This is a genomic window from Streptomyces viridifaciens (genome assembly GCF_001888885.2).
Lineage (GTDB): Bacteria > Actinomycetota > Actinomycetes > Streptomycetales > Streptomycetaceae > Kitasatospora > Kitasatospora aureofaciens.
This window is the reverse complement of the sequence record NZ_CP090840.1, coordinates 1309246-1332905: the sequence shown is the minus strand read 5'-3', so window position 1 is coordinate 1332905 and position 23660 is coordinate 1309246. Positions and strand designations below refer to the sequence as shown.

Genomic DNA, 23660 nt, shown 5'->3' with positions numbered 1-23660 from the left:
CTTGAACATGATCGGGGGTGGGTCCCATCAGTGGGAACATTGGTGCGCTGAGTGCGCTCGGGGCGGATGAACCGCGGGAGATCGCCGGGTACCGGCTGCTCGCCAGGATCGGCGAGGGCGGCATGGGGTCGGTGTACCTGTCGTGCACGCGCGGGAACCAGCCGGTCGCGCTGAAGGTGATCCGCCGGGAGTTCGCGGGGGACGCGGAGTTCCGCCGGCGCTTCCAGCACGAGGTGCGCGCGGCGCAGCAGGTGCGGGGCTACCACCTGGTGCCGGTGCTGGACCACGACGCGAGCGGGGAGCAGCCGTGGCTGGCGAGCGCGTACGTGCCCGGAGTGCCGCTGGACGAGGCGCTGGCGGCGTACGGCCCGCTGCCCGTGCCCGTGGCGCTGCAGCTCGTCGGGTGCGTGGCACAGGGGTTGGCGTCCGTGCACGCGGCCGGGGTCGTCCATCGTGACCTCAAGCCCGCCAACATCCTGCTCGGCGTGAGCGGCCCCTGGGTGATCGACTTCGGGATCGCGCGCGCCGCCGAGGCCACCCAGCTCACCCGGAGCGGCGGCTTCATCGGTACCCCGCAGTTCATGTCGCCCGAGCACGGCACGGGGGCCGAGGTCACTCCGGCCGCCGACGTCTTCTCGCTCGGTCTGATCGCCGCCGTCGCGGCCACCGGCCGGCACCCGTACGGCTCGGGTGGCGCGCTGACGGTGGCCACCCAGATCGCCAACACCGAGCTGCGGCCACCGGATCTGACGGGATATCCGGAGCAGTTGCGGCCGCTGCTGGAACGTACGCTCGCCGCCGATCCGGCGGCCCGGCCGACGCCGACCGAGCTGGCGGAGCTGTGCGAGCGCGCGTTCGGGGCCGCCCTGCAGCCGCGCGACGGCTGGCTGCCGGCCCCGCTCGCGGCGGCCGTCGCCGAGCGCGAGCGCGCGATGGACCGGTTGCTGGCGGCGCCCACGGCTGTGGCGGCGGGGGACGGCAGGGGTGCGGCCACGTACGTCCCCACGCAGGTGTCGGGGCCTCCCGGCGGTGACATGCACGGCGCGCCCACGCAGACCGCGCCCCCGCCGGAAGCCCCGGCGGCGGCCCGGCCGCCGCGCCGCCGGGCTCCGCTGGCCGTTGCCCTCGCGGCGGCGCTGACCGTGGTGGCCGCCGGTACGACCTGGATCCTGTCCGGCGGCGACGACAAGTCCGGGACCGCCGTGGCCGCCGGCACGTCGCCGACGAACGCGCCCGCCCCTGCGGCCGGGCCCGCGACCCCCGGCAAGCAGCCTGCCGACGCCCCGCCGGCCACGGCGTCCGCCACCGCGTCGGCCACCGCGACTCCCAAACGTGGCTACGAGCCGGTCTTCGTCGACCGCCCGCTGCTCATCGGCCCGCCGGTGGTCGGCGCGATCATCACCGTCGATCTGGACACGCCCAAGGTCGTGCCGAGCGGGGATGTCAGCGACCACGAAGCCGAGTTCTGGTACCTCCTTCAGCTGATGCACTTCCGCACCCCCATGGCCAAGAGCCCGGGGACGTCACCGGAGCAGTGCCGTCAGGCGGTGGACACCGCCCCGCTGCCCGCGGAGCTCAGCAACTCGGTGCTGATCGACCAGAAGCCCCTGAAGAAGGGCGACGTGCTCTGCACCGTCACCGACAAGGGCAATCTCGCGATGCTCAAGATCACCGACGTGAAGCCGACCGGTCAGCCGTTCGACCCTCCGGCGTACGGCTTCCTGCTCACCCTCTGGAAGCCGGCCGGCTAGGCCGTGTTCTGGAACTGATGGTCCTCGGGCCTCACAGCCTCGATGATCTTCGCTGTGGGGCTTGGGGATCCCGCTGATGAGCAGTGGGCCGGGCTGGAGCCGTTGTTGCCGGCCGGTGGTGTGGGGCGGCCGGCAAGGTCTCGCCGCAGGCTGATCGACGGCATTCGGTGGCGGGTGCGGACGGGCGCCCCGTGGCGGGACGTTCCGCCGGAGTGCGGCCCCTGGCAGACGATCTACGGGCTGTTCCGCCGCTGGCAACGGCAAGGTGTCTGGCAGCAGGCCTGGCCGGTCTGCAGGCGCGGGCGGATGCGGCGTGAATGATCGTCTGGGGAGGTGAACGTCGACTCCACCATCTGCCGGCCCCACCAGCACGCCGCGGGAGCGCGGCGTGACGGGGCCGCCCAGAAGGAGCCGCCGGGCGGCGTCGGTGACGAGCCTGCGGACCACGGGGCTGGGCCGGTCACGGGGCGGCTTCAGGACCAAGGCCGGGCCTTGGCCCTGGCCCACTACACGGCCATCGCCCACCAGGTCCGCACGACCCAGCTGGTCACCGCCACCGCCGAAGCCCCGGAACCCGACCGGCCCCGGCTGCGCATCGCCATCGACCAACGCCCTCAGCGAACCGCCTGAGCCGCGGCCAGCGCCACGCCCGACCACGCCCAGCCGCGGCATGTCGAACGGCGCTGGGTAGCGTCACCGGTGACGCCACCCAGCGCGCCGGCGACGACCAACCGCATGTCGTACTGAACGCTCCAGCGCGAAGAGCCTCTGACGACCCGCACCGGCGGCCGGCCGGCGATGCGGTCGGGGTCGACGGGCCACCGTGAGCTGCACACCGCCTTGGCCACAGGCAAGCCGCCGGCGCGGACGACGGTCAGCCGTGCCGGCGAAGGTGGAAGCCAATGTGCCGTGGCGATGCACGAGACTGCCCTGGGGCTGCCGGGCGGTGTGGGTCGGCTCAGCGGCGATGCTCTTGTGGCGATTGTTGTGACGCGTGCGGGTTGCGCCACGGGCCTGTAACAGGCGCTGACGTGTGTGGACGGCCCGTGTGAGGATCGCCGTGTCAGCGGGGAGGCCGCCTCGGGAAGGGGCGGGGCCACCCGCACCGCCACCGTTCCGGTGGGTCAGCGTCGAGAGTGAAAGAGGGACAACATGCTTATCAAGAACGCTCGTTGGGGACTGTCGGCTGCGGTGCTCGTCGTCGCGGGGTTGGCGCTGACAGCGTGCGGACCCGAAGACGCGACCTCCTCCGACGCCCCCTCCGCCTCCGCCTCCGCCTCCGCCTCCAGCGTGCCGGTTGCCACGAGTTCCGCGCACTCCGGCGGCCGGCCCACCGCCACCGCGTCCGTGGCGAACGGCCAGGGTTCCTCCTCGACCTCCGGTGGGAGCGGCGGGTCCGACACGGGCCACCAGCGGACGCTCGTGGGCAAGTTGAGCTACCTCGCGCCCGGCAAGCTGATGGTCAAGCCCGACAACGGCGGCGCCGATCAGGCGTTCATGCTCAGCAACGCCACCAAGGTCCTCGGCGCGGCCGCGATCTGCTCCCGCGCCGGCAGCACCGTGACCATGGACAGCCAGGGCTACGGCACCACGAACTGCACCACCGACCAGCTGGAGACGGCCGCGAAGACCGGCGCCGTCACCGTCCGCGTCACCTTGGACTCCTCGTTGGGCCTCGCCCAGACCGTCGCCGAGAAGTACCACCCGTAAACAGGACGAGTTCGTGGTGGCCGCCAGCAGGACTGCACGGCGCGGGGTCCGGGAGCAGCGGCTCCGCCGTCGCATTCTTCACCCACGGCGGGACCGGACCCGGTCGTTGGGGTGCGGGCGGTGCAGCCTGTCGTGGTGAGCTCGGCGTTCAGCGAGCTCGGGTGCCCTCGGAGTGGTCCACGATCATCCAGGCCTCGATCGCTTGGGGGCCTCGGGCAGGGCGGGCTGGTCCAGCAGCGGCACGCACAGGCCGCACGCCAGCACGGTCCGCACGTGCCGGTCGCAGTGCGCCAGGCGCTGTTCCCCGACCTGGTCGGTCTGACCGTCGATGTCGGCCGGCCTCGGGGCCGGGGCGATGCGGGCCTGGGCCTGGTCCCTGAACGGCACGTTCAGAGCCGAACTGATCGAACGTCAGGTGACGTGGCGGGACTTCGACGAGGTCGAGCGAGCCGTATTCCAGTGGGTCACGTGGTACAACGGTGAACGACTTCACTCCGCCCTGGACTACACGCCGCCCGACGAATACGAGCAGGCGTACTGGGCGAGCCTGGAGGAAGTCCCGCAGACCGCTTGATCACACGATCGCGGACCCCACGAAACTCGGGGCAGCTCAGCCCGCGTCCTCGGGCAGGCCGAGCAAGGCCAGCACGGTCGGCTTCGCCGCCTCCCACGCCTGGCCGGCCAGCAGCTGGCCCGCGGGTCGCCCCACTTCGAGGAGTTCTTGGCGAACACCTCCTTGCGCCGCAACAGCCGGTGGGCCTGCTCCAGCACGCAGAACGTGTACGCCTTCCAGTCCACCTCGCCCGGCTCCAGGTGCGGCGCGGAGAGCACCAGCCGCCTCCACGAGCCGGACAGCAGCCCGGTGTCGATCTCGGCCTGTCCCACCTTCTTGCGGCCCATCAGCTCCGGCAGCGCGCCTGTTCTCCTCGACGAGGTCCATGACGGCGCCGACCCCTGTAAATATGACGATGGACGATTCACCCGTGTAGGTGCAGTTTCCATACACACCATGTGTGACACTGCCAATTCGTGCTGTCATAGCTCTGCCAAATCCCCGGCACGCATCGCACTCGCGCGGGAAGGCAGGAAAAAGATGGGCAGATCCACGTTCGCGGCCACGACGATGGCCGTCGCGCTGACGGTTTCGGGGTTGTTCGCCGCCGCAGGGAGCCCGGCCCACGCCGAGGCGGGGCAGGACACCATCGGCATGTACAAGCAGGAGAAGACCCAGTGGTGCTGGGTGGCCTCCGGGCTGACGATCGCCAAGTTCCAGGGCTACGGCAGCACGCAGACGGACTTCTGCGCCCGGGCCAACCCCTACTACGGCTGCAACAACCAGCCCGCCACGCTCGACGACATGGCCAGGGGCTGGAGCAGCCTCGGCATGACCCACCCCGGCTCGGGCCTGAACAGCGCGGCCACGTTCAACCAGGTCTACACCGAAGTCAAGGCGGCCCGGCCGGTCGCCGCCCGCATCGGGTGGACGTCCGGCGGGGGCCACATGAACGTCGTCTACGGCTTCGACACGTCGAACAACACCATCGCCGTCGCCGACCCGTGGCCGGACACCGCCACCTACACGTGGTGGAACTACAGCGACTACGTCAGCAACAGCTCGTTCAAGTGGACCCACTCCCGGATCGGCATCTTCCGTTAAGGCAGGCGGCATGCACGAAAGAACGTCCAGCAAGCGGGCGGCCTCCCGCCTCTCCCGCCTGACCACCGCCCTGGTGCTGAGCGCATCCGCGCTGCTGTCCGCCAACGGCCCCGCCCACGCGGCCGCGCCCATGGACCCGCTCCCGGCTGACATCCCGGACTACCAGGCCGCCCTCGACCTGGTGAGGTCGGCCGACGTCCACAACACCGTCTGCCGCTTCCTCAGCGTTCCGGTGCCCCAGGGCGACGGGGTCGGGACACCGCAGCCGATCCCCGACAAGGCCGACCCCTGCGAGGGCATGCCGGCGTTCACCGTCAAGGACCCGTTGGCGCTGAACGAGATCACCCCCGGCTTCGCCGCGGGGACGTCCCCGCCGATCCCCACCGAGGCGGTCAGGCTGACTCATCTGGTCTCCGCGCTGAGCGCCCCGGTCAACGGCCGGAACGCCACCGTCATGCTCGCCCCCACCCAGGGCGGCGGATGGCACCTGGCGGCCGTGCGCGAGGGCGACAGCGACGCCACGTACGCGGGCAGGGCCACGGTCGGGACCCTGGTGTTCGCCGAGCCGCAGATCCGCGGCTGGTACCAGCTGAGACTCACCACGGTCGAACCGCTCAACGACCAGGCGCGGCAAGGCCTGAACGGCCAGTCGTCGGTCTCGCTGAGCGCCTACCAGAAGCTGCTCGAGGCCCGCTACGCCGACAAGCTGCCCGGCTCGGCGTACGACACCACGGGCATGTCCAGCGGCTACGGCGCCGCGAAGAAGACGGAGAACGCCCCCTCCTCGACACCCGTGCTCGTCGCCGGTTCGGGCGCAGCCCTGGCGCTCGCGGGCGGCGCCTTCGCCTTCCGCCGCCGCCGGCGCGGCACCGTCGCCTGAACTCCGCGCGGCGGTCCGGACAAGGCGGTCGGCCGGCACCACGTCGATCGGCGGGCGCCGGCCACGCGGTGGTGGCCGGCGCCCGCTCGCGTCCGGGAGTGCGCTCCTACTTCGTGGCCGCTTCCGTGGCGGTGCGCCAGGCGGTGGCCAGGTCGGCGGCCTTGGCCTCGACATCGGGGTCCCGCCGGCTGCCCGGAAGGCCGATCAGCACCGGCAGGACGCACACGCCGTGGACCCGGCGCGTGATCCGTACGATGTCCGGGGCGTTGGCGCGCTCGTTCTTCTTCACCACCTCCAGGTTCGTGATGTCCACCCAGGCGAACCGCTTGCGGCGGCCCCACAGGGGGCTCCACCACAGCTCGTGCTCGTCGGAGCTCACGCTGGTGAGGAGGGCGCGCAGATGGGCGGTGCCGGCTGGGCACGCTCTGGGGCGCTCTGGGGCATCGAGCGGTGCGTGGCCTGACGTGCCGTCCACCGGCCCGGATGAGCGGCCGGCGACGCCTCAGCCGGGCGCCGGTTCACGAATCGGTGCCGCCGGGGTGTGCCCGCAAGCAGGCCTCGGCAATGGTGAAGTGGCGGAGGGCCTCGAAGTCCTCGGGCAGGTCGATACGGCCTTCGGCAATGCGTTCGGGACGTTCGGCGACGAGGCGACGTGCGTGGGCGAGGTGGCCCGCCAGAGACTCCTCGCCATGGTGGATCTGTGAGTTGGCGCGCTTCCAGCAGGGGCCGTCCGGGGCGTCGAAGTGGAGGTCGGCCAGGCTCAACGAGAGTTCCGTCGGGCGAGTCGGTGGCGCCAGAGGCCGGAGCCGGGGGTGAAGCGGTAGTCGGGGAGCAGGCGGTGGCCCTCCGTGGCTATGAGATCGACTGCCTCGATGATGAAGTCCCGGACGGTGTCGGACATGAAGTACGGGAAACTGACTCGCGTCCAGCCGGGCTTGATGCCTTCGCGGCCGCGCATGACGATCTCGTCGCGCAGTGCCCCCGAATGCTCTTCGCCGATCCCCAGCAGACGGTGCCCGTACGGACCTGCGCACGAGCAGCCGCCGCGGGCCTGGATGCCGAACAGCTCGTTGAGCAGCGCGACCACGAAGTTGTGGTGCGGAGCGTGAGAGTGATCGGTTGTCGTCATGCAGGGCCTCCGTGGGGGCAGCTGATCGCTCTCACCGAGTTGCGCAGCCTCCAGCAGATGCTCGGCGACACGCTCGACGGGAGCGTTCATCGCAGCCAGTGCGACGCCGATCTGCCGGTGCAGAGCGGTGCGGACGGCCTGTGAGTAGCTCTGCACCACGACTCGGCGGATCAGGTCGTGCCGGAACGCCAGCAGATCACCGCGCTCCTCCAACACGCCCGCCGCGATCGCCTCTGCCACCGGCGTCAGCAGCTCGGTGGCTGGGCGCTGGAGGACGGCCATCATCTCCACCGCGCTGAAGGCACGGCCGAGCAGTGCCACGACCCTCAGCATCTGGCCGACCGGGACGCACTGCGGCCCGTGGTCGAGACCGTGAACCGTCATCGGCGACGTCGTCGGCCACGACCTCCAAGCCGCCGCCGCCATGGCCCAGATCCGCAACATGCTGCGCGCCCTGCTCTACGACCAGCGCACCCCACCCAGCACCGTCCTCGCCCACCTCGACCAGGCCCTCGAAGCGATCACCGACCAGCACGTCACCACCGCCTGCCTGGCCCGCATCGAACCCGCCCAGCAAGGCACCTGGACACTGCGCTGGAGCACCGCAGGCCACCCCCCACCCCTGCTGCTCACCCCCGACCATCAAGCCCGCTACCTGCACGCCGACCCCGACCTCCCCCTCGGCGTCGACGTCACCCAGCCCCGCAACGACCACACCCACACCATGCCGGCGGGCGCCACGGTGATCTTCTACACCGACGGGCTCATCGAACACCCGAAACACCCAGTCGAGACGGGACTGGAGCGCCTCGCCGCCCTCGTCACCGAACACGCCGCTCTGCCCCTTCACGACTTCGTCGACGCCCTGGCCGACCATCACCCCAGCAACGGCCACGACGACATGGCGATCCTCGCCCTCCATACACCGCGCACCTGACAAGGCCCCTCGAGGGGGCACACGAAGGCGACTGGTGGCCTACGAACGCGCCGGCTTCGGCCGCAGCGGGCGGACAACGGTGCACCCGAGCGTCGACGACATGGCCGCGGACCTGGTCGCGCTGGTCGAGGCGTCGTCCCCGGCCAGGTCGTGCTCGTCGCGCACAGCATGGGCGGCTTGGTCGCGCGCCGCGCCGTCGAGCGGCTGGGGCCACGGCTGCGCGGGCTGCCGGCGTGCCGGACCGTCCCGCTCTCGGCATCCCGCCCCGTCAGGGACCGGGAACAGCACCACGCCGCCCTCGTCGAGCACCAGCGGCGTTGGGCCGAGGCGCTGCCGGACAGCTGGTTCGAAACGGTCGACTCGGGTCACTTCATCCAGGCCGAACAACCGGGGATCGTCGCGGACCAGGTCCGGCATCTCCTCGACCGGGCGCCCCGACCGGAGCGCCCGACCGGCCTGACGCCTCCGTGCCACCCGCACCTGCCGCCAGGCGGCATCCCCGAGGCCGACCGGCCACTCGGGCCGCTCTGAGACGCGGCCCCGCCGCGGCGATGACCGGTCACGGCCGGTCGGTCAGGGCCGCGAGGTGTCGAGCGGCAGATCCCGGTGGAAGACGACCATGGCCCGGCCGAGGCCGTCGTAGTCGTCGATGATCTCCGCATCGAAGCCGAGACTGCGGTGGAAGGCGACCGAGCCAGTGTTCCCGACCGACGTGATCGCCTTCAACTTCCGTGCACCGCGACGTTCCGCTGCTTCGGCGAAAGCCACGTACAGACGACGCCCCAGACCCGTACCACGGGCATCGTCCCGGGTGGCGATCAGATGCACGTAGCCGGTGCCCTCCGGGGTGACGAACCCGAAGACGTACCCGCGGATTCCGTCCTCGGCGCGGGCGACCAAGCAGGTGGAGCCGAACTCCTGCACCAGCGCCAGGAGATGCAGCGACCGAAGGTCGCGTTCGCCCCAGTAGCGGGCGTGATCGGTCAGGACCTGATGGAAATCGGCCACCGCGGCCGGTGCGATGCGTATCGTCATGACGGCGATCATGGCAGGCGTGGGCCGTGACAGGACGGTCGACTCCTCGGGCCCCGCTCCGGTCATATCGGGCCGCCACCCGAACCACCCCGGCGGGAGGACAGCCGGCCAGGGCGCTGCGGGGCCGGTCTGAAGACCGACCGGGACGGCGAACAGGGCGCAGCGGCGGGAGTGGGACGGGTAGCGGCCGGTAGCGTGCCCGCCCGGGAGGGCGCGGGCGGGCGGCTGGGAGCAAGGGCGACCGCGGCACGACGGTTAGGGCCGCCGAGCCGGGCGCCGCGGGACGGCCCGGCGGCCGACCAGGACGAGTAATTGTCAAGAGTTGTGGATCACGGTGCCGTCCCAGCAAGCATTAACCGTTCCTCCTGACCCTCGGCAGCCGGTAGGTTCGTCTCACCGGAGCTGGTACGGAGAGAGGCTGCTGGGGTGCTTACGCTGACGGAGATTGCTGAGAATCCCCAATGCCTGACGCACCGTCTGAAGGCTCATGGCGGTCCGGATATCATCTTCCGGCCCCTGGCACACGCCGACACAGGGCGCTTGGCCGGGTTCCTCGAGGCCCTGTCCTCCGAATCGAGGCGGTTCAGCACGTTCGACGGGTATGACGTCGCGACCGCCCAGGAGCTGTGTGACGCGATCGCACGCTACGACAAGCTCAGGCTGGTGCTCGAGGAAGCACCGTCCAGCAGGATCGTCGGCCTGCTCGAATTCAGCCTCGATCTGACTCCCGAGGACATCGCGCGCTACCAGGACGCGGGCATCCACCTCGCCAGGACGACCGACTGCCGCTTCGGCCCCACTCTGGCTGACGACTACCAGGGCCGAGGCGTCGGGACGCTCGTCTCCCCGCTCATCACGGAAGTTGCACGACTGCTCGGCAGGACGAGGATCATCCTGTGGGGCGGCGTCCGCGCCGACAATCCTCGTGCCATCCGCTACTACGAGAAGAACGGCTTCCAACCGGTTGGCTTCTTCACTGAGGCGGACGGCTCTCTGTCCCTTGACATGATGCTGGACCTGCACCCAGTGCCGGATCCGGCAGGGCGCCTGACCCGACACAGCCACTCGTAGGAGCGCTGGCCGACCCTTCGCGATCCGGTCGGCGACGTACACCAGTAGACGCCGACCTCGCACTGTTCGCCTACATCGACGGCTGGTACAACACCCGCCGTATCCAAAGGCGCCTGGATCGGCGCCGGCGGACTGATCCTGATCGTCATGGGCATCCTCGCCGCCGACAACAACCTGTGGCTCACCCTCGGCCTGATCGCCGCCGGCGCCCTCGTCCTCGCCTGGTTCCTGCACTGGATCCGCCGAGAAGAGCGCGCCGGCACCGAACCCCTGCTGTCCACCACCGTCTTCCGCACCCGCACGTCCAACCTCGGCCTGGTCACCCAGAACGCCCAATGGCTGCTCCTCATGGGCACCTCGTTCACCGTCGCCACCTACCTGCAGGTCGTGCGCGGCTACGACGCCATCCAGACCGGCGTCATCTTCACCGCCGCCACCCTCGGCATACTCGCCTCCTCGCTCGCCGCCGAACGCCCCGCCAAACGCCTCCCGCAGCGCACCTGATCATCACCGGGTTCGTCCTTGCCATCGCCGACATCGGTGTGCTGATCGGCCTGGTCGCCGGAAGCCCCACCGCCTGGGCGTTCGCCCCCGGCCTGCTCCTGATCGGGTTGGGCCTCGGCGTCATGCTCACCCCGTCCGTGAACGTCGTGCAGTCCGCCTTCCCCGAGGACCAGCAGGGCGAGATCTCGGGCCTGTCCCGGAGCATCTCCAACCTCGGCTCTTCGTTCGGCACCGCCGTTGCCGGCACGATCCTGGTCGCCAACCTCACCCAACACGCCTACGCCGCGGCCATGGCCACTCTCGCCCTTGCCGCCCTCATCGGCCTCGCCACCGCCACACGACTCCCCCGCACCACCCCCGCTACGCCGGCTCCAAGCGGCGCCCCACCCCGGCCATGACCAGGCAGGGAGAGCGCGCGGAACTGCGGCCGCCTCCATAAACCAGCGGGGTGCACTGGCGGTACACCCTGCTGGTGCGTATCATGTGTTCATGCCTCTTCCCCGTTTCGACCGCCTGCCCGCCGAACGCCGGGAGCACATCCTGGGAGTCGCGCGTCGGCACTTCGCCGAGCACGGCGCCGAAGGCGCCTCCTACAACAAGATCATCGAGGCGGCAGAAGTCTCCAAGACCGCCGCGTACCACTACTTCGACGGCCGGGAGGACCTGCTCACCGCGGTCCTCGACGGAGTCCTCGACCGGCTGCTGGACGCCCTCGGACCCTGGGACCCTGCTCGCGACGAGGAGGACTTCGGCGCCCGGTTCACCGCTGGATGCGCCGCCCTCGCCGCCCACCTGAGGGACCACCCCGAGGACCTGGCCCTCGCCGACGCTGCCATTGGGCGCAGCGACGGAAGCCTGTGGCTCGACTGGTTCGGCGCCCTGGTCACGGACGGCCGTCGGCTCGGGATGATCCGTACCGATGTGGACCACGCTCTGATGGTGTCGGTGACCGCCGCCGTGGTCCGGGCCGCGGACGCCTGGGCCGTGGCCCTGATGACGAGCGGATCCCTCGAAGGCCTCCCGGAGGGTGCCCCCCCGGACCAGCTGTGGCGCCTCCTGCGCGGCCTGTGGGGTGCAGCGGCGACCCCGGCCCCCGGACAGGAGCCGAACGATGCGCACTGACCTGAGGATCTCCTGGGAGATACCGGCCACCCCGTCCGGCCTCGCCGGCCGCCTGGAACGGTTCATGGGTCCGGGCAAGTCCCGCTCCGAGTCCGCGGTGGAGACCATTGGCCTCCTCGGCTGTGCCCTGCTGCTGGCCGCCGGACTGTGGCGCTCGGGAGCCGCACGCGACTGGTCGACAGGGCAACTCGTCGTGGTCGCCCTGGCCGGGCTCGACCTGATCGGCGGGGTCCTGACCAACGCCACCAACGCCGCGAAGCGTTGGTACCACCGGGCCGACCCCGCGGCGCGGCGCGCCCGGCTGTTGTTCGTCTCGGCGCACCTGATCCACCTCGCCGCGATGGGGCTGTACGTCCTCTCCGGCGACCTCGCCTGGACCTCGGCGAATGCCGCGCTGCTCCTCGGCGGGGCGGTGGCGGTGGAGTTCGCGCCCGTCCACCTCAAACGGCCCGTGGCGATGGCGGTGTTGATGGCAGCCGTCCTGGTCAACCTGTTCTGGCTGCCGGTGCCGGCCACGCTTGCCTGGTTCGCACCACTGTTCTTTCTCAAACTGCTCGTCTGCCACCTCGTGCCCGAGGCGCCCCTGGAGCGGGGTCGGGATGTCTGAGGACCCCGCTGCCGCGGCCTCCCGCCGGATCGACACCGACCCCGACCCGGCCGACTGCGCCGATCTGCTGGCCGCCGCGTTCGCCCGGGAGCCGGCCGTCTCCTGGATCTGCGGCGGCGCGCACGCCGCCCGCTCTCGCTGGTTCCACGCCACCCTGCACACCCACGCCGGCCTCGCCGGGGCCCGCCGTACGGCTCTGGTGGACACCGACGGACGGCTCCTGGCGGCAGCCGTCCTGACCCCGCCGGGCGGGACCCCGTCCGCCGGCGCCCGCGCGCTCTGGGCGGCCCGGACCCTGCTGAGCAGCGGGCCGCGCGCCCTCGGCCGGACCCTGCGTTATCTGGACGCCACCGAGGGCGGGGCCCCCGCGGGGGCCTGGACCCTGGAGTTCATCGGAGTCCGCCCGGACCTCACCGGCCGTGGAGCGGGCCGCACCCTCCTGGACCACGTCCTGACGACGCCGGGAGCAGTCCACCTGACCACGGCGGACCCGGCGAACGTCCCCCTGTACCGCCACTTCGACTTCACCACGCTCGGCGAGACCCCGCTGGGACCGCTGACCATCACATCGATGGCGCGCGTACCGGGCTAGGGCCTGTGTGATGTCGTGATCAACCAGTGGTCGGCAGTGGATCACCGATCTCCCCGGCGCTGTCGTACGCGATGCGCTGCTGACCATTGGGGACGCAGATTCTTCGTGCATGTCTACGGCTTCTGGGGGGGGAGGCCCCGGATTCGTTGATCGAACCGTGGGGCGCACTCGCCCCGGAAGTGTTTTGGACATTCTGGCCGGCCGGGCGGCCCCGCCACACTTCCCGAACCGGCCGTGCCGAGCCGCCCGTTGACCACTGCGCCCCGTTCGGCGCGCCCCGGACAGCCCCTCCGGTTACGGTGGGTGAACCGGAGGGGTCAGCCGGTCGTCCGGAGGGGTTGACCGGAGGGAATGAGCGGACGAGGGTGCGCTGATGAGCGAAGTGGTGGACCGGCGCCGGCCGCGACTGCTCGCGCGGCTCGCACTGCTGTGCGCACTGGCGGCGGTGCTGGTGCTCATCCTCACCGGCCCGCACGGGCTGCTGGTGCTGCTCGCCGAATTCGTCGGGCTGGTGCTGATGGCCGTCGGAGCCTGGTGGGCGATCACCCGCCGGGCCCTGCCACGGATCGCCGGCGCGGCGCTGGCCGTCGCGGCGCCAACCGGTGTCGTCGTGCTGGCCTACGGCGCCGAGGTGCTGCTGCTCGCGGTGATCGGCCTGGCCCTGTGGCTGGTCGGGCTCGGCTGTGCCCGTGCCGCGCTGCGGGCGGGCCGGCCGGCCCGGCCGATGCCGGTGCGGGAGGCCCCGCCGCCGCGCCGACCGGTGCTGATCATGAACCCGCGGTCCGGCGGCGGGAAGGTCGAACGCTTCGACCTCGTCCGCCGAGCCGAGGAACTGGGCGCCCGGGTGGTGCTGCTCGACACCTCCGACCCCTCGCTGCGGCAGGACGTCGCCGAGCTCGCCCGGGAGGCCGTCGCCGAGGGCGCCGACCTGCTCGGCGTCGCCGGGGGCGACGGCACCCAGGCACTGGTCGCGGCCGTCGCCGCCGAGCACGACCTGCCGTTCCTGGTCGTCTCCGCCGGCACCCGCAACCACTTCGCGATGGACCTCGGCCTCGACCGTGCCGACCCCGCCACCTGCCTGGACGCCCTGCGCGACGGCGTCGAACTCGCCGTCGACCTGGGCCGGGTGGGCGACCGGACCTTCGTCAACACCGTCTCCTTCGGCGCCTACGCCCAGATCGTGCAGAGCCCCCAGTACCGCGACGCCAAGGCCGCCACCGTCATGGACACCCTTCCCGACCTGCTGGTGGGCGACGGCGGCACCCGGCTGACCGCCCAGGCCGACGGCCACCGCATCGAGGCGCCGCAGGCCCTGCTGGTCAGCAACAACCCGTACGCCGCGCCCGACCCCGTCGACCTCGGCCGCCGCCCACGCCTGGACGGCGGCGTACTGGGCGTCCTCGGCATCCGCGTCGACACCGCCGCCCAGGCGGCCGAACTCGCCCTGCTGGGCGAGCGGGCCGGCGGGCTGAAGCTGCTGTCGGCGCGCCAGGTCACCGTGCACGCCGACGCCCCCGAGATCCCCGTCGCCGTCGACGGCGAGGCGCTTACCCTGCCGACCCCGGTCGTCTGCACGCTGCGGCACCGCGCCCTGCGGGTGCGCGTCCCCCGCGACCGCCCCGGCGCGGACCCGGCCCAGCAGGCCCGTGCCCACCGGTTGGACTGGCGGGACGTCACCCGGCTCGCCCTGGGCCGTACGGGCCCGTCCCGGACGGGCGGCCACTCATGACCGGCCGCGTCACCGGCCGAGTCACCGGCCGTCTCGTCGGCCGCGTCGCCGGCCCGGTCCTGCACGACCTCGCCGCGCTCGACGGCGCGGTGTACGCCGCCGTCGCGGCGACCGACACGCCCACCCTCGACGCGGGCCTGCGGGCGCTCTCCCGGGCCGCCGACCACTCGAAGATCAACCTCTCCATCGCGGCGGCCCTCACCCTGGGCCCCGGCCGGTGGCGCCGCGCCGGACAGGCCGGCGCGGCCTCCGTCGCCGTCGCCTCCTTCACCGCGAACGTCCTCGGCAAGCACCTGGTCCGCCGCCCCCGCCCCGACCGCGAGGCGGCGCGGGTGGTGGTCAACCGGCACGTGCCGATGCCGGTCTCGGCCTCCTTCCCCTCCGGCCACACCGCCTCGGCCTTCGCCCTGGCCACCGCGGTGGGCACGCTCCTGCCCGCCGCCGCCACCCCGCTCACCCTGCTCGCCTGTACTGTCGGCTACTCCCGGGTCCACACCGGCGTCCACTATCCGGGCGACGTCCTGGCGGGCGCCCTCCTGGGCAGCGCCTGTGCCGGTGTGGTGCTCGCCGTGGGGCAGCGGTGGGTGGCGCGTCAGGTGTCGCCGGTCGCCGATGCTCCGCCCTGCGGTGCACGCGCCACAAGGCCGGGCTGAGCTCGTCAGACCGGACTCAGGGCCGGCACGTCACCGTCGGGGGGCGTCGACGTCGATCGCGGCCAGCCGCCGCGGATCCAGCGGGCTGCTGCGGATGGCCACGGCACTGCATGGTCGTGCCGCGGCCTCCGGTGCGCGCCTGAGCCTCGCCCCCGTCACCGCCGAGCGCGGACGCCGCCGGTGGCAGTGGGCGCTGGAACTGAACGCGGGGCCCGGCCACGACACCCTGCTGACCGTCCTCACCGACAGCCGTCTCCCGCTCGGCCTGGAGCTGTGGCGACGGGAGTGCACCTGCGGCCAGCCGGTGTCGGCAGGGTGCGCTCTCGTCCGGGTTCACCAGCTCCTTGTAATTCTTGGACGCGAAGAAGGCGTCGGCGTGGTGTCGGCTTCGATCAGGCCCCGCTTCGAGCAGCCGGGCGGGGCGGAGCGGTCACTGGATGATGACCGCCATGTCGCCGTAACTGGCGTACCCGGCCGCGAAGGCCGCCGCGCTGATCTGCAGCTGCCCACGGGCCGGGTCGTTGATCAGATACTGCCCGTTGCTGACCGCGGTCACGACGACGGTGTGCTCGGACGGGCCGGCGTAGGGCACCACACGGCCGTCGTACGCGGTGTACGAGCCCGCCGCGACGTCACGCCAGTTGTAGTCGACCCAGACGATGGCGAGGTGTCCCGCGGCGACCGCACTGCCCAGCTGGGCGGGGGAGATGCCCTGTCCGGCTGCCGCCACGGACATGCCGTAGGACTGCGCGGCCCGGGCGACCGGTGGGTAGTACACGCCGAAGCCGGTACCGGCCCCTTCCGAGCCGTTGGGGCTCCCCACGAAGGCCTGGAACGGGTCCCCGGACAGCGGCCCCGAGACCCCCGCCTTGGGATGTGCCAGGTCGATGCCGATGTGTCCGAGCACGTCCTGGTCGGACACCTGCACTCCCCGTGCGGCCAGCACCATGCGCAGGGAGGTCGCCTCGCAGTCGTTGCCCAGCTGCTGCTGGTAGGCCGGGACAGCGGTGGTGACGGCACTCGACGGAAGCGTGCCGATCACCATGACAGTGCCGGTCAGGACGGCGGTGAGGGTCGCTACCAGCCTGCCGCGTCTCCTCCTCGGCAGCCGGCCCGGCGCCGGGCGTGTCCGGGCGCTCGGCGCCGTTGCGGGCGACGAGGCCGCGGGTGGGCCCGGCCGTCGCGAGCTCGGGTACAGGCATCGCCCGCCGTTCAGGACGTCCTCGTGGCTCTCCATGGCCTGGCTCCTCCCATGGCGTCCGGTTGTCTGAGCACGGGACTTCCCCTGCGGATGCCGCTCGACCGAACGCGGGCCGGTGGCACCCCGGGACGCCCCTTCCATCGAACCTCGGGTTCGCCCGCTCCGCCTCGCGGTGACACCAGCACCGGCGGAGCCGACCACCGTGGGTAGGCGGAAGGAGTCGCGGACGAATACGGTCCGTCACCTCCTCGCCGCACGGGCGCGGATACGGCAGGGATCGCGCGCGCCGGCGCCCAGGACAGTGCGACAACGAACCGCCATGCCAGGTACGGAGCGTAACGGACTTCCCCTCGGGCCAGGGGCGGTTCGGTCCGCCCTGCCCACGCCCTCCACCGGCTGCGGCCCCTGCACACCCTGCCCGCCACCCGCCGCCGGCCCCGGAGGCCACCGGCGGTCGCGCTCCGACCCCCGGGTTCAGCCGGGCGGACATACCGGACCGGCTGACTCGCCCGGCAGGTACGCCGCCCGCTCCTCCTGGGTCAGACCTCGGCTGACGGCCCGGCAGATCCGATCGATCGCTGCGGCGGGTCGGGGGAGGACGATGGTCCGCAGCCGAGCGGTGTCGTCGTAGCTACCGGTGGCGATGGTTCTTCCATCGGGGCTGAACACCGCTGACAACACCATGTCGGTGTGGCCGGTCAGGGTGGCACGGGCCGCGCCGGTGGCCACGTCCCACAGTCTCACGGTGTGGTCGCGGCTGGCGGTGACGAGGGTCTGCCCGTCGGGACTGAACGCCGCCGAGAACACCGTGTTGGTGTGGCCGGTCAGGGTGGTGAGGCTCCTGCCGGTGGCCACGTCCCACAGCCGTGCGGTGTTGTCGCCGCTGGCGGTGGCGAGGGCTTTCCCGTCGGGGCTGAACGCCACCGACCACACCTCGCCGGTGTGGCCGGTCAGCGTCCTGAGGCTCCTGCCGGTGGCCGCCTCCCAGAGCCGAACGGTCCGGTCCGCGCTGCCGGTTGCCAGGGTGTGGCCGTCAGGACCGAACGCCACCGAGAACACCGTGTTGGTGTGGCCGGTCAGGGTGGCACGGGCCGCGCCGGTGGCCACGTCCCACAGCTTCACGGTGTGGTCGCGGCTGGCGGTGGCGAGGGTCTTCCCGTCCGGGCTGAACGCCACCGACATCACCATGTCGGTGTGGCCGGTCAGGGTGGTGAGGCTCCTGCCGGTGGCCACGTCCCACAGCTTCACGGTCCGGTCGCCGCTGCCGGTCGCGAGGGTGCGGCCGTCAGGACTGAACGCCACCGACCACACCTCGCCAGTGTGGCCGGTCAGGGTGGTGAGGCTCCTGCCGGTGGCCACGTCCCACAGCTTCGCGGTCTTGTCGCCGCTGCCGGTTGCCAGGGTGCGGCCATCGGGGCTGAACGCCACCGACCAGACCGGTCCGGTGTGGCCCGTCAGCATCGAGCGGGTACCCACATCCCACAGCCGCGCGGTCCTGTCGCCGCTGCCGGACGCGAGGGTCTTCCCGTCGGGACTGAACGCCACCGAGTACACCTCTCCGGTGTGGCCGGTCAGAGGTGTGCGGGTGGCGCCGGTGGCCACGTCCCACATCAGTACGGTGTTGTCGGCGCTGCCGGTTGCCAGGGTGCGGCCATCGGGACTGAACGCCGCCGAGACCACCGCGTCACTGTGGCCGGTCAGGGTCAAGCGGGTCGTTCCGGTGACCACGTCCCACAGCCGTGCCGTGTAGTCGCGGCTGCCGGTCGCCAGGGTGCGGCCGTCGGGACTGAACGCCACCGCGTAGACCTCGTTGGCGTGGCCGGTGAGGGTGGCTCGGACAGTGCCGCTGGCCGCGCCCCACAGCCGAACTGTCCCGTCGGCGCCGGCGGTTGCCAGGGTGTGGCCGTCCGGGCTGAACACCACCGAATTGATCTCTCCGGTGTGGCCGGTGAGGGTGGTGCGGACAGTGCCGGTGGCCGCGCCCCACAGCCGAACTGTCCCGTCGGCGCCGGCGGTTGCGAGCGTGTGACCGTCCGGACTGAACGCCACCGAGCGCACCTCGCCGGTGTGGCCGGTGAGGGTGGCTCGGACAGTGCCGGTGGCCGCGTCCCACAGCCGAACGGACCTGTCCGTACCGGCGGTTGCGAGCGTGTGACCGTCCGGACTGAACGCCACCGAGCGCACCTCGCCGGTGTGGCCGGTGAGGGTGGCTCGGACAGTGCCAGTGGCCGCGTCCCACAGCCGAACGGACCTGTCACCGCTGCCGGTTGCCAGGGTGTGGCCGTCGGGGCTGAACGCCACCGAGTAGACCGAGTCGGTGTGACCGGACAGGCGTCGCCGCAGTGGGAGGGACGCGGCGTTGTCCAGGCTCTCGACGGATTCGGGAGTCTGGCCGGTGCGGTACGCCTGGACGGCCAGTAGCGAGGCGAGGTCGGGGTCGGTGCTGATGAGGGTGCCGGCCTGGAGGGCGAGCTGCCGGGAGAGGGCCGTCTGCCGTTCGGCGACGGCCGTCCGCTGCTGCCGGACCGCGTATCCCGCAGCGGCGAGTGCGAGGACGAGGACCCCGGCCAGGACCGCGTTGAGGCGCCTGCTGCGCCGGATGGCGGCCTGCTGGCGCTGCCTGCTGGCGGTGAGGAAAGCGGCGATCCCGCTCGGTAGGCGGCGGTGCCGGGACCATTCGAGGCCTTCCGCGAGCGCCGTCCCGCCGAGCAGGTCACCGGGGTCCTTCTGCTGGGCCCAGCGGGCTCGCCGTTCCCGGATGTGTTCGAGCCACTCCTGGAAGCGGTGGTCCTGGTTGACCCACTCGCGTAGCGTGCCCCAGTCGCGGATGAGCGCGTCATGGATGAGCTCGGCCACCGGCTGCCCGGCCGGGGCGTCGGATCCTACGGCCGCAGGCGTGTAGGTGGTGATGATCCGGTGGCCGGTGAGGGCGGCGAGGACGGCATCGATGGCTCGCTCGCTGCCGGGAACGGCGTCGGGGTCGGCTGCCAGCTCGCGCAGCTCCCGCAGGGGCACCTGTGCCCGGATGGCCGGAATCTGGTGGCTCGGGTCGGCCGGGCGAACCAGGGAGGTCAGGATCCGCCGTGCGATGGACCGGTGGCCGGGGGGTAGCTGGTCGAGGGCGGTGTCGCACCAGGTGGTCAGGCTTCCGGTGACCGCGCCGATGCGCCGGTAGGCGTCGTGGGTGAGGTAGCCGTCCCGGCGGCCTTGCCAGAGCTGGCTGAGGGCCAGCTCCAGCAGGGGCAGCACGGTGACGGGAGCCTGGCGGGTGGCGGTCCCGTCGGGGGTGGTGGCCAGGACGTCGGTGACGATCTGCTCGGGCAGTCCGGGCTGGAAGCGGGCGCCCACGTCCTGGGCGGGCAGGGTGATGATGTCGCGCAGGTCGTCCTGGCTCAGGCTGCCCGGCACGTTGAGGAGCCCGGGCATCGAGGCATGCAGCAACTTCGGTGCCAGGGCGGCGAGTTGATGGTAGAAGTCATCGCGCATGACCAGGATCACCTGGAGCCGGGCGATCGAGTCGACCGCCGAGGTGAGCTGGTCCGCGATGGCCGGGCGGTGGTCCGGCCGTCGGCCGTCGGTCGGCTGGGCGAGGAACTCCTCGAACTGGTCGATGATCAGGATGACGCGTTGGCAGCCGGGGTCGGCCGCGAGTCTGCGGATGACGGCGGCGGCGATCCCGTCGGTGGCGGCCCCGACAAGTCCGGCGTGTTCCAGTTCGGCCGTCAGATCCTGCCTGGGTCTGACGAGCACGGACAACCACCTTTCGCTGCCCGGTAGTTCACCCGCAGCGAGGGCGGGTAGGACGCCGGCCTGGATCAGGGACGACTTGCCCGATCCGGAGGGCCCGAGCAGCAGCGTCAGCCGCCTGTGCCGGGCCAGGTTCGCCAGCACCTGCCGCACCGCGTCCCTGCGGCCCTCGAACCACCGGGCCTGCTCCGCGGTGAACGGCTCCAGTCCCCGGTAGGGGCACACGTCCCGCTCGGCCAGGTCGGGCCGGATCTCCCGCAGTGTCCGGGTCGGGGTGGCATAGGCGATGCCCTGCCCCCGCTCGAAGGCGTCGGGGGCGGTGATCTCGGTGACCATACCGATGACCAGGCCGGTCACCTCGTCCAGGACCGGGCCGCCACTGAACCCGGTGGTCAGGTCGTTGGCCTCGGTCAACTGCAGCAGCGCGCCCCTGCCCGCACCGGGCGGCAGCAGATCACCGGCCATCCCGAAGCCGAAGTGCCCGCCCGGCGGAGCCTGCGCGGGGAACCCGAACGACCGCACCCGGTGGCTCCGGCACCCCTCCGCAGAGCCCAACGGCAACGGCTCCGTACCCGCAGTGCTCCCGTTCAGGCGCACGACGGCGACGTCGTCGCCTCCCGGGGCACGCCAGGCATCGTCCAGGACCCGGCCGTCCACCCGCGGCGCACCGTCCGCGTGCGGGAAGACGAGCCGCACCGGCTCACCGGGCCCACTTCCGGCGGCGACCACCACGTGCGCGCAGGTGACCAGGAGGCCATCGGCCACCAGGAAACCCGCCCCGACCACCTCACCGCCCGCTCCGAGAACCTGGGCCACGGCGGAAGGCAGCCCCGGCGCACGGTCGCCCTCCGACCCGTTGCCAGCGATGTCCACCGGTCACCCCGGACTCTCGCCCACGCCCGGGTGGCCGGCCGCATTCCTGTTCCACGTCATGGTCACCATCAGATGACCGGTGGCACCGGCCTTGGTGATCACGGCCCCGGCCTCGACCGCGAGGTCGACGCCGAACGCCACCGTGATCTCGTCGGGGCAGGCCTTGCGCAGCTCGTCGAGGGTGGCCCGCGCCGCCTCGGTGACCGGCTGCAGAGCCCCCTGCAGACTCTCCGGCAGCTCATGGATGGCATCGCCGACACGACCGGCCTTCACCGGCCCTCCCAGCCCCGCCGGGGCCTCGATCAGGACGCAACCCCCGCCCTCCAACGGCATCCGGGCCAGAGCTGCCACAATCCCTCCTTCACCCCGTCGCACTCGTCGACACATGGGCCTTCGGGTCTCTCGGACGGCGGCGGGCGGTGCTGGGCACGTCGGGCCGCCCACAGCTGGGGCCGGGACGCCGGCGCTGTCCGTAGAACTGGCGACTGCGGCGGCTCGGGGCCGGGGAACCGTCCGCAAGCGCTCTTCAACCAGGAACCACCGAGCACGTGAACCGCTTACCGGCCCTGAGGACGCATCGCACGCTGCCACCCAGTGTCATCGTCGTCAGTGCCAGTACCTGCCGCACTCGGAGTGGGCCGTGTGAATGAAAGCCTCCAGGACGGGCGACGGGTGCGCGTACGGCGGCGGCCGCCGGGTGGACGTCGGTGAGCGTGGCTCGAAAGTGCCGGTGGCGGGTGGCACCCGCCAGGCCAGGAGCGTGTCTCAGCAACCGGCACCCCGCGTCTGTCTCGTGATCATTCATGCAGAACGACACCCCGCGCGGCCAGGCGCCGGGCGCCGATCCGGCGTGATCAGTGCCCGGGGGACGCCGGGCGGAGCCGGCGGGTGGGCTCACCGAGCGGCGTTCAGCGGCACAGGGTGCGCAGGGCCGCGCGGCAGTCCGAGGCGCGGCGCTGCGGGTCGGTGTCGGTGCCGGCCCAGGCGATCCGGGCGTCCGGTCGGATCAGGACTGCGGTGACGTCCCGCCAGACCGGATGTGAATCCTCGGCATTGACGGCTACCGTCCGTTGGTCGAGGCCGGGCGCGGAACACGGCGTCCGCGTCCCGTCGAGGTCGAGCAGCAGCGGTCGGCCGTGGCGCATCAGCGGGTGGGCGGTGGGTGCGCCGGCCGCGTCCAGGACGAGGCCGGCCAGTCGCGTGCCATCCAGCGGGTGCGCGGCGGATGCGGTGTCGGCGGGGACAGGGTCGTCGAAGCCGGCGATCCTGCGGGCCCACTGGCGGTTGGTCTGCGGTTCGGCCAGCGCGGCGGACCATACCTCGCGCAGCGCGATCTGTTCCGGGCTCGCCGCGGCGAACAGCGCGAGTTGAGCGCGGGTGTTGTCGATGACGGCGCGGGCGGCCGGCCGGCGCTCCGTGTCGTAGCTGTCGAGCAGTCCGTCGGGTGCCCGGCCCTGGAGGGTGGCGGCCAGCTTCCAGCCCAGGTTGGTGGCGTCCTGGATGCCGAGGTTCATACCCTGCCCGCCCGCCGGGAAGAACATGTGCGCCGCGTCCCCGGCCAGCAGCACCCGTCCGGCCCGGTACCGCGCTGCCTGCCGGGTGGCGTTGCCGTAGCGCGACAGCCACCGGGGGTTGCGGATGCCCAGGTCCCGTCCCAGTAGCGCGCGGGCCTGCTCGCGCACCTCCTCCAGCGTCAGCGGTTCGCCGGTGCCGTGGTGCACGGTGGCCGTGGACAGGCCCGCCAGCCGGTGGACGCCGTCGCCGATCGGGGCCACCAGGAACGAACCGGCCGGCCCGGTGGCGGCGAGCGGCGCGGAGGGCGGATCGTCGAGTTCGACGTCGGCGAGCCACCCGGTCATGGTGGTGTCCTGGCCGGGGAAGTCGATGCCGGCCGCCTGGCGCACCGCGCTGCGGGTACCGTCGCAGCCCACCACCCAGCGGGCCCGTACGGTCCGGTGGGTGCCGCCGGCCCGGATCACCACCTCGACAGCGTCCGGCCCCTGGGTGAGCGAGACGACCTCCTCCCCGCGAAGCACCCGGGCGCCCACGGCGACCGCGTGCTCCTCCAGGAGCTGTTCGGTGACGGACTGGCCGAGCGCCAGCATGAACGGGTGCACCGCCCCGACCGTGGAGAAGTCCAGCCGGGTGGTCGCCGCGCCGAAGTGACCGGTCGACACCGGCGTACCGCGTTCGATGAACCGCTCCGCGAGGCCGCGGGTGGCGAAGGTGTCCAGCGTACCGGCCTGCATGCCGACCGCGCGCGACCGTCCGTCCGGTGCCGCCCGGCGCTCCACGACGGTCACCTCCACCCCGTGCAGGCGCAGTTCCGCGGCGAGCCAGAGCCCCACCGGGCCGGCCCCGGCGATGAGCACGTCGAGCATGACAAGCACTTCCTCTCACTCCTGGGACGATGCGCGGCGCCGGAGGCGCGCCGATGTGCTGGGACAGGCGGCGCGCCTCGT

Annotated in this window: 21 protein-coding genes and 4 pseudogenes; 15 read left to right on the top strand and 10 right to left on the bottom strand. The window is 72.2% G+C overall.

All coding sequences use genetic code 11. The features are described 5' to 3' along the window. The first annotated feature begins 17 nt into the window (after window positions 1–17). From BOQ63_RS05550 to BOQ63_RS05540, 3 genes and pseudogenes are all read left to right on the top strand, one after another. A complete protein-coding gene (locus tag BOQ63_RS05550) occupies window positions 18–1751 on the top strand; it encodes a serine/threonine-protein kinase (protein ID WP_454130637.1) in 1734 nt (577 codons plus the stop codon). Between the two features lie 42 nt (window positions 1752–1793). Further along, window positions 1794–2235 (top strand): annotated as a pseudogene (locus BOQ63_RS05545) (IS5 family transposase); the annotation flags it as partial. Between the two features lie 668 nt (window positions 2236–2903). Further along, window positions 2904–3461, top strand: coding sequence for a hypothetical protein (locus BOQ63_RS05540; RefSeq protein ID WP_072653562.1), 558 nt, complete (start codon window positions 2904–2906; stop codon window positions 3459–3461). A gap of 183 nt (window positions 3462–3644) precedes the next feature. On the opposite strand, the gene BOQ63_RS05535 is transcribed toward BOQ63_RS05540, so the two are convergent. Next, window positions 3645–3848 (bottom strand): hypothetical protein, encoded by a 204-nt coding sequence (locus BOQ63_RS05535; RefSeq protein ID WP_072653561.1) that lies wholly within the window; start codon window positions 3846–3848, stop codon window positions 3645–3647. A 28-nt stretch (window positions 3849–3876) separates the two neighbouring features. Between BOQ63_RS05535 and BOQ63_RS05530 the strand changes: the two genes are divergently transcribed. Continuing rightward, entirely contained in the window at window positions 3877–4035 is a 159-nt protein-coding gene (locus tag BOQ63_RS05530; protein WP_360329365.1) for an integrase core domain-containing protein, read from the top strand. Window positions 4036–4074: 39 nt separating this feature from the next. On the opposite strand, the pseudogene BOQ63_RS05525 reads toward BOQ63_RS05530, so the two are convergent. Then, window positions 4075–4376: pseudogene (locus BOQ63_RS05525) on the bottom strand (hypothetical protein); the annotation flags it as partial. A gap of 178 nt (window positions 4377–4554) precedes the next feature. Here BOQ63_RS05525 and BOQ63_RS05520 point away from each other — a divergent pair. Further along, the gene (locus BOQ63_RS05520) at window positions 4555–5118 is read left to right on the top strand and encodes a C39 family peptidase (protein ID WP_072653560.1); all 564 of its coding nucleotides are present in this window, start codon (window positions 4555–4557) and stop codon (window positions 5116–5118) included. Window positions 5119–5128: 10 nt separating this feature from the next. Further along, entirely contained in the window at window positions 5129–5998 is an 870-nt protein-coding gene (locus BOQ63_RS05515; protein ID WP_030557000.1) for a hypothetical protein, read from the top strand. A 106-nt stretch (window positions 5999–6104) separates the two neighbouring features. Here the strand turns inward: BOQ63_RS05515 and BOQ63_RS05510 are convergent, their stop codons facing one another. The 3 genes from BOQ63_RS05510 to BOQ63_RS05500 form a co-directional block, all read right to left on the bottom strand. Continuing rightward, window positions 6105–6377 (bottom strand): hypothetical protein, encoded by a 273-nt coding sequence (locus BOQ63_RS05510; RefSeq protein ID WP_167395657.1) that lies wholly within the window; start codon window positions 6375–6377, stop codon window positions 6105–6107. A gap of 139 nt (window positions 6378–6516) precedes the next feature. Continuing rightward, window positions 6517–6762 carry a hypothetical protein gene (locus tag BOQ63_RS05505; RefSeq protein WP_072653559.1) on the bottom strand — a complete coding sequence of 82 codons (246 nt, stop codon included), beginning with the start codon at window positions 6760–6762 and terminating at the stop codon, window positions 6517–6519. Then, window positions 6759–7448, bottom strand: a complete 690-nt coding sequence (locus BOQ63_RS05500; protein WP_465398214.1) for a hypothetical protein — start codon at window positions 7446–7448, stop codon at window positions 6759–6761. The genes BOQ63_RS05505 and BOQ63_RS05500 overlap by 4 nt, the downstream gene beginning before the upstream one ends. A gap of 61 nt (window positions 7449–7509) precedes the next feature. Between BOQ63_RS05500 and BOQ63_RS05495 the strand changes: the two genes are divergently transcribed. After that, the gene (locus BOQ63_RS05495) at window positions 7510–8064 is read left to right on the top strand and encodes a PP2C family protein-serine/threonine phosphatase (RefSeq protein WP_465398218.1); all 555 of its coding nucleotides are present in this window, start codon (window positions 7510–7512) and stop codon (window positions 8062–8064) included. A 144-nt stretch (window positions 8065–8208) separates the two neighbouring features. Continuing rightward, window positions 8209–8595: pseudogene (locus BOQ63_RS05490) on the top strand (alpha/beta fold hydrolase); the annotation flags it as partial. Between the two features lie 42 nt (window positions 8596–8637). Here the strand turns inward: BOQ63_RS05490 and BOQ63_RS05485 are convergent. Continuing rightward, entirely contained in the window at window positions 8638–9111 is a 474-nt protein-coding gene (locus BOQ63_RS05485; protein ID WP_094743047.1) for a GNAT family N-acetyltransferase, read from the bottom strand. 414 nt (window positions 9112–9525) lie between these two features. On the opposite strand from BOQ63_RS05485, the gene BOQ63_RS05480 reads away from it, so the two are divergent. The 7 genes and pseudogenes from BOQ63_RS05480 to BOQ63_RS05450 all read left to right on the top strand — a co-directional run bounded on the left by BOQ63_RS05480 (window position 9526) and on the right by BOQ63_RS05450 (window position 15377). Then, window positions 9526–10170, top strand: a complete 645-nt coding sequence (locus BOQ63_RS05480; protein WP_072653557.1) for a GNAT family N-acetyltransferase — start codon at window positions 9526–9528, stop codon at window positions 10168–10170. A gap of 93 nt (window positions 10171–10263) precedes the next feature. Further along, window positions 10264–11072, top strand: a pseudogene (locus tag BOQ63_RS05475) (MFS transporter); the annotation flags it as partial. 91 nt (window positions 11073–11163) lie between these two features. Then, on the top strand, window positions 11164–11796 hold the full coding sequence (locus BOQ63_RS05470; RefSeq protein WP_046385563.1) for a TetR/AcrR family transcriptional regulator: 633 nt from the start codon (window positions 11164–11166) through the stop codon (window positions 11794–11796). Beyond that, window positions 11786–12403: a hypothetical protein gene (locus tag BOQ63_RS05465; RefSeq protein ID WP_030556988.1), complete on the top strand. Its 618-nt coding sequence runs from the start codon at window positions 11786–11788 to the stop codon at window positions 12401–12403. The genes BOQ63_RS05470 and BOQ63_RS05465 overlap by 11 nt, the downstream gene beginning before the upstream one ends. After that, window positions 12396–12995, top strand: a complete 600-nt coding sequence (locus BOQ63_RS05460) for a GNAT family N-acetyltransferase (protein ID WP_072653556.1) — start codon at window positions 12396–12398, stop codon at window positions 12993–12995. Before BOQ63_RS05465 ends, BOQ63_RS05460 begins: the two co-directional genes overlap by 8 nt. Before the next feature lie 373 nt (window positions 12996–13368). Then, a complete protein-coding gene (locus BOQ63_RS05455; RefSeq protein ID WP_454130625.1) occupies window positions 13369–14724 on the top strand; it encodes a diacylglycerol/lipid kinase family protein in 1356 nt (451 codons plus the stop codon). Beyond that, window positions 14721–15377 (top strand): phosphatase PAP2 family protein, encoded by a 657-nt coding sequence (locus BOQ63_RS05450; RefSeq protein ID WP_360465091.1) that lies wholly within the window; start codon window positions 14721–14723, stop codon window positions 15375–15377. The genes BOQ63_RS05455 and BOQ63_RS05450 overlap by 4 nt, the downstream gene beginning before the upstream one ends. A gap of 430 nt (window positions 15378–15807) precedes the next feature. Here the strand turns inward: BOQ63_RS05450 and BOQ63_RS05445 are convergent, their stop codons facing one another. The 4 genes from BOQ63_RS05445 to BOQ63_RS05430 all read right to left on the bottom strand — a co-directional run bounded on the left by BOQ63_RS05445 (window position 15808) and on the right by BOQ63_RS05430 (window position 23579). Then, window positions 15808–16422: a C39 family peptidase gene (locus BOQ63_RS05445; protein ID WP_030556980.1), complete on the bottom strand. Its 615-nt coding sequence runs from the start codon at window positions 16420–16422 to the stop codon at window positions 15808–15810. Window positions 16423–17052: 630 nt separating this feature from the next. Then, window positions 17053–21141 carry an nSTAND1 domain-containing NTPase gene (locus BOQ63_RS05440; protein WP_454130624.1) on the bottom strand — a complete coding sequence of 1363 codons (4089 nt, stop codon included), beginning with the start codon at window positions 21139–21141 and terminating at the stop codon, window positions 17053–17055. 60 nt (window positions 21142–21201) lie between these two features. Next, window positions 21202–21549 (bottom strand): CU044_2847 family protein, encoded by a 348-nt coding sequence (locus BOQ63_RS05435; protein ID WP_079183418.1) that lies wholly within the window; start codon window positions 21547–21549, stop codon window positions 21202–21204. A gap of 557 nt (window positions 21550–22106) precedes the next feature. After that, entirely contained in the window at window positions 22107–23579 is a 1473-nt protein-coding gene (locus tag BOQ63_RS05430) for an FAD-dependent monooxygenase (RefSeq protein WP_072653552.1), read from the bottom strand. Window positions 23580–23660 lie beyond the last annotated feature (81 nt).

Excerpts from the sequence above, each read along its gene's own strand:
- BOQ63_RS05540 (WP_072653562.1), top strand. The coding sequence starts at position 2,904 with ATGCTTATCAAGAACGCTCGTTGGGGACTGTCGGCTGCGGTGCTCGTC.
- BOQ63_RS05520 (WP_072653560.1), top strand. The coding sequence starts at position 4,555 with ATGGGCAGATCCACGTTCGCGGCCACGACGATGGCCGTCGCGCTGACG.
- BOQ63_RS05515 (WP_030557000.1), top strand. The coding sequence starts at position 5,129 with ATGCACGAAAGAACGTCCAGCAAGCGGGCGGCCTCCCGCCTCTCCCGC.
- BOQ63_RS05485 (WP_094743047.1), bottom strand. The coding sequence starts at position 9,111 with ATGATCGCCGTCATGACGATACGCATCGCACCGGCCGCGGTGGCCGAT.
- BOQ63_RS05470 (WP_046385563.1), top strand. The coding sequence starts at position 11,164 with ATGCCTCTTCCCCGTTTCGACCGCCTGCCCGCCGAACGCCGGGAGCAC.
- BOQ63_RS05465 (WP_030556988.1), top strand. The coding sequence starts at position 11,786 with ATGCGCACTGACCTGAGGATCTCCTGGGAGATACCGGCCACCCCGTCC.
- BOQ63_RS05460 (WP_072653556.1), top strand. The coding sequence starts at position 12,396 with ATGTCTGAGGACCCCGCTGCCGCGGCCTCCCGCCGGATCGACACCGAC.
- BOQ63_RS05455 (WP_454130625.1), top strand. The coding sequence starts at position 13,369 with ATGAGCGAAGTGGTGGACCGGCGCCGGCCGCGACTGCTCGCGCGGCTC.
- BOQ63_RS05450 (WP_360465091.1), top strand. The coding sequence starts at position 14,721 with ATGACCGGCCGCGTCACCGGCCGAGTCACCGGCCGTCTCGTCGGCCGC.
- BOQ63_RS05445 (WP_030556980.1), bottom strand. The coding sequence starts at position 16,422 with ATGGTGATCGGCACGCTTCCGTCGAGTGCCGTCACCACCGCTGTCCCG.
- BOQ63_RS05430 (WP_072653552.1), bottom strand. The coding sequence starts at position 23,579 with ATGCTCGACGTGCTCATCGCCGGGGCCGGCCCGGTGGGGCTCTGGCTC.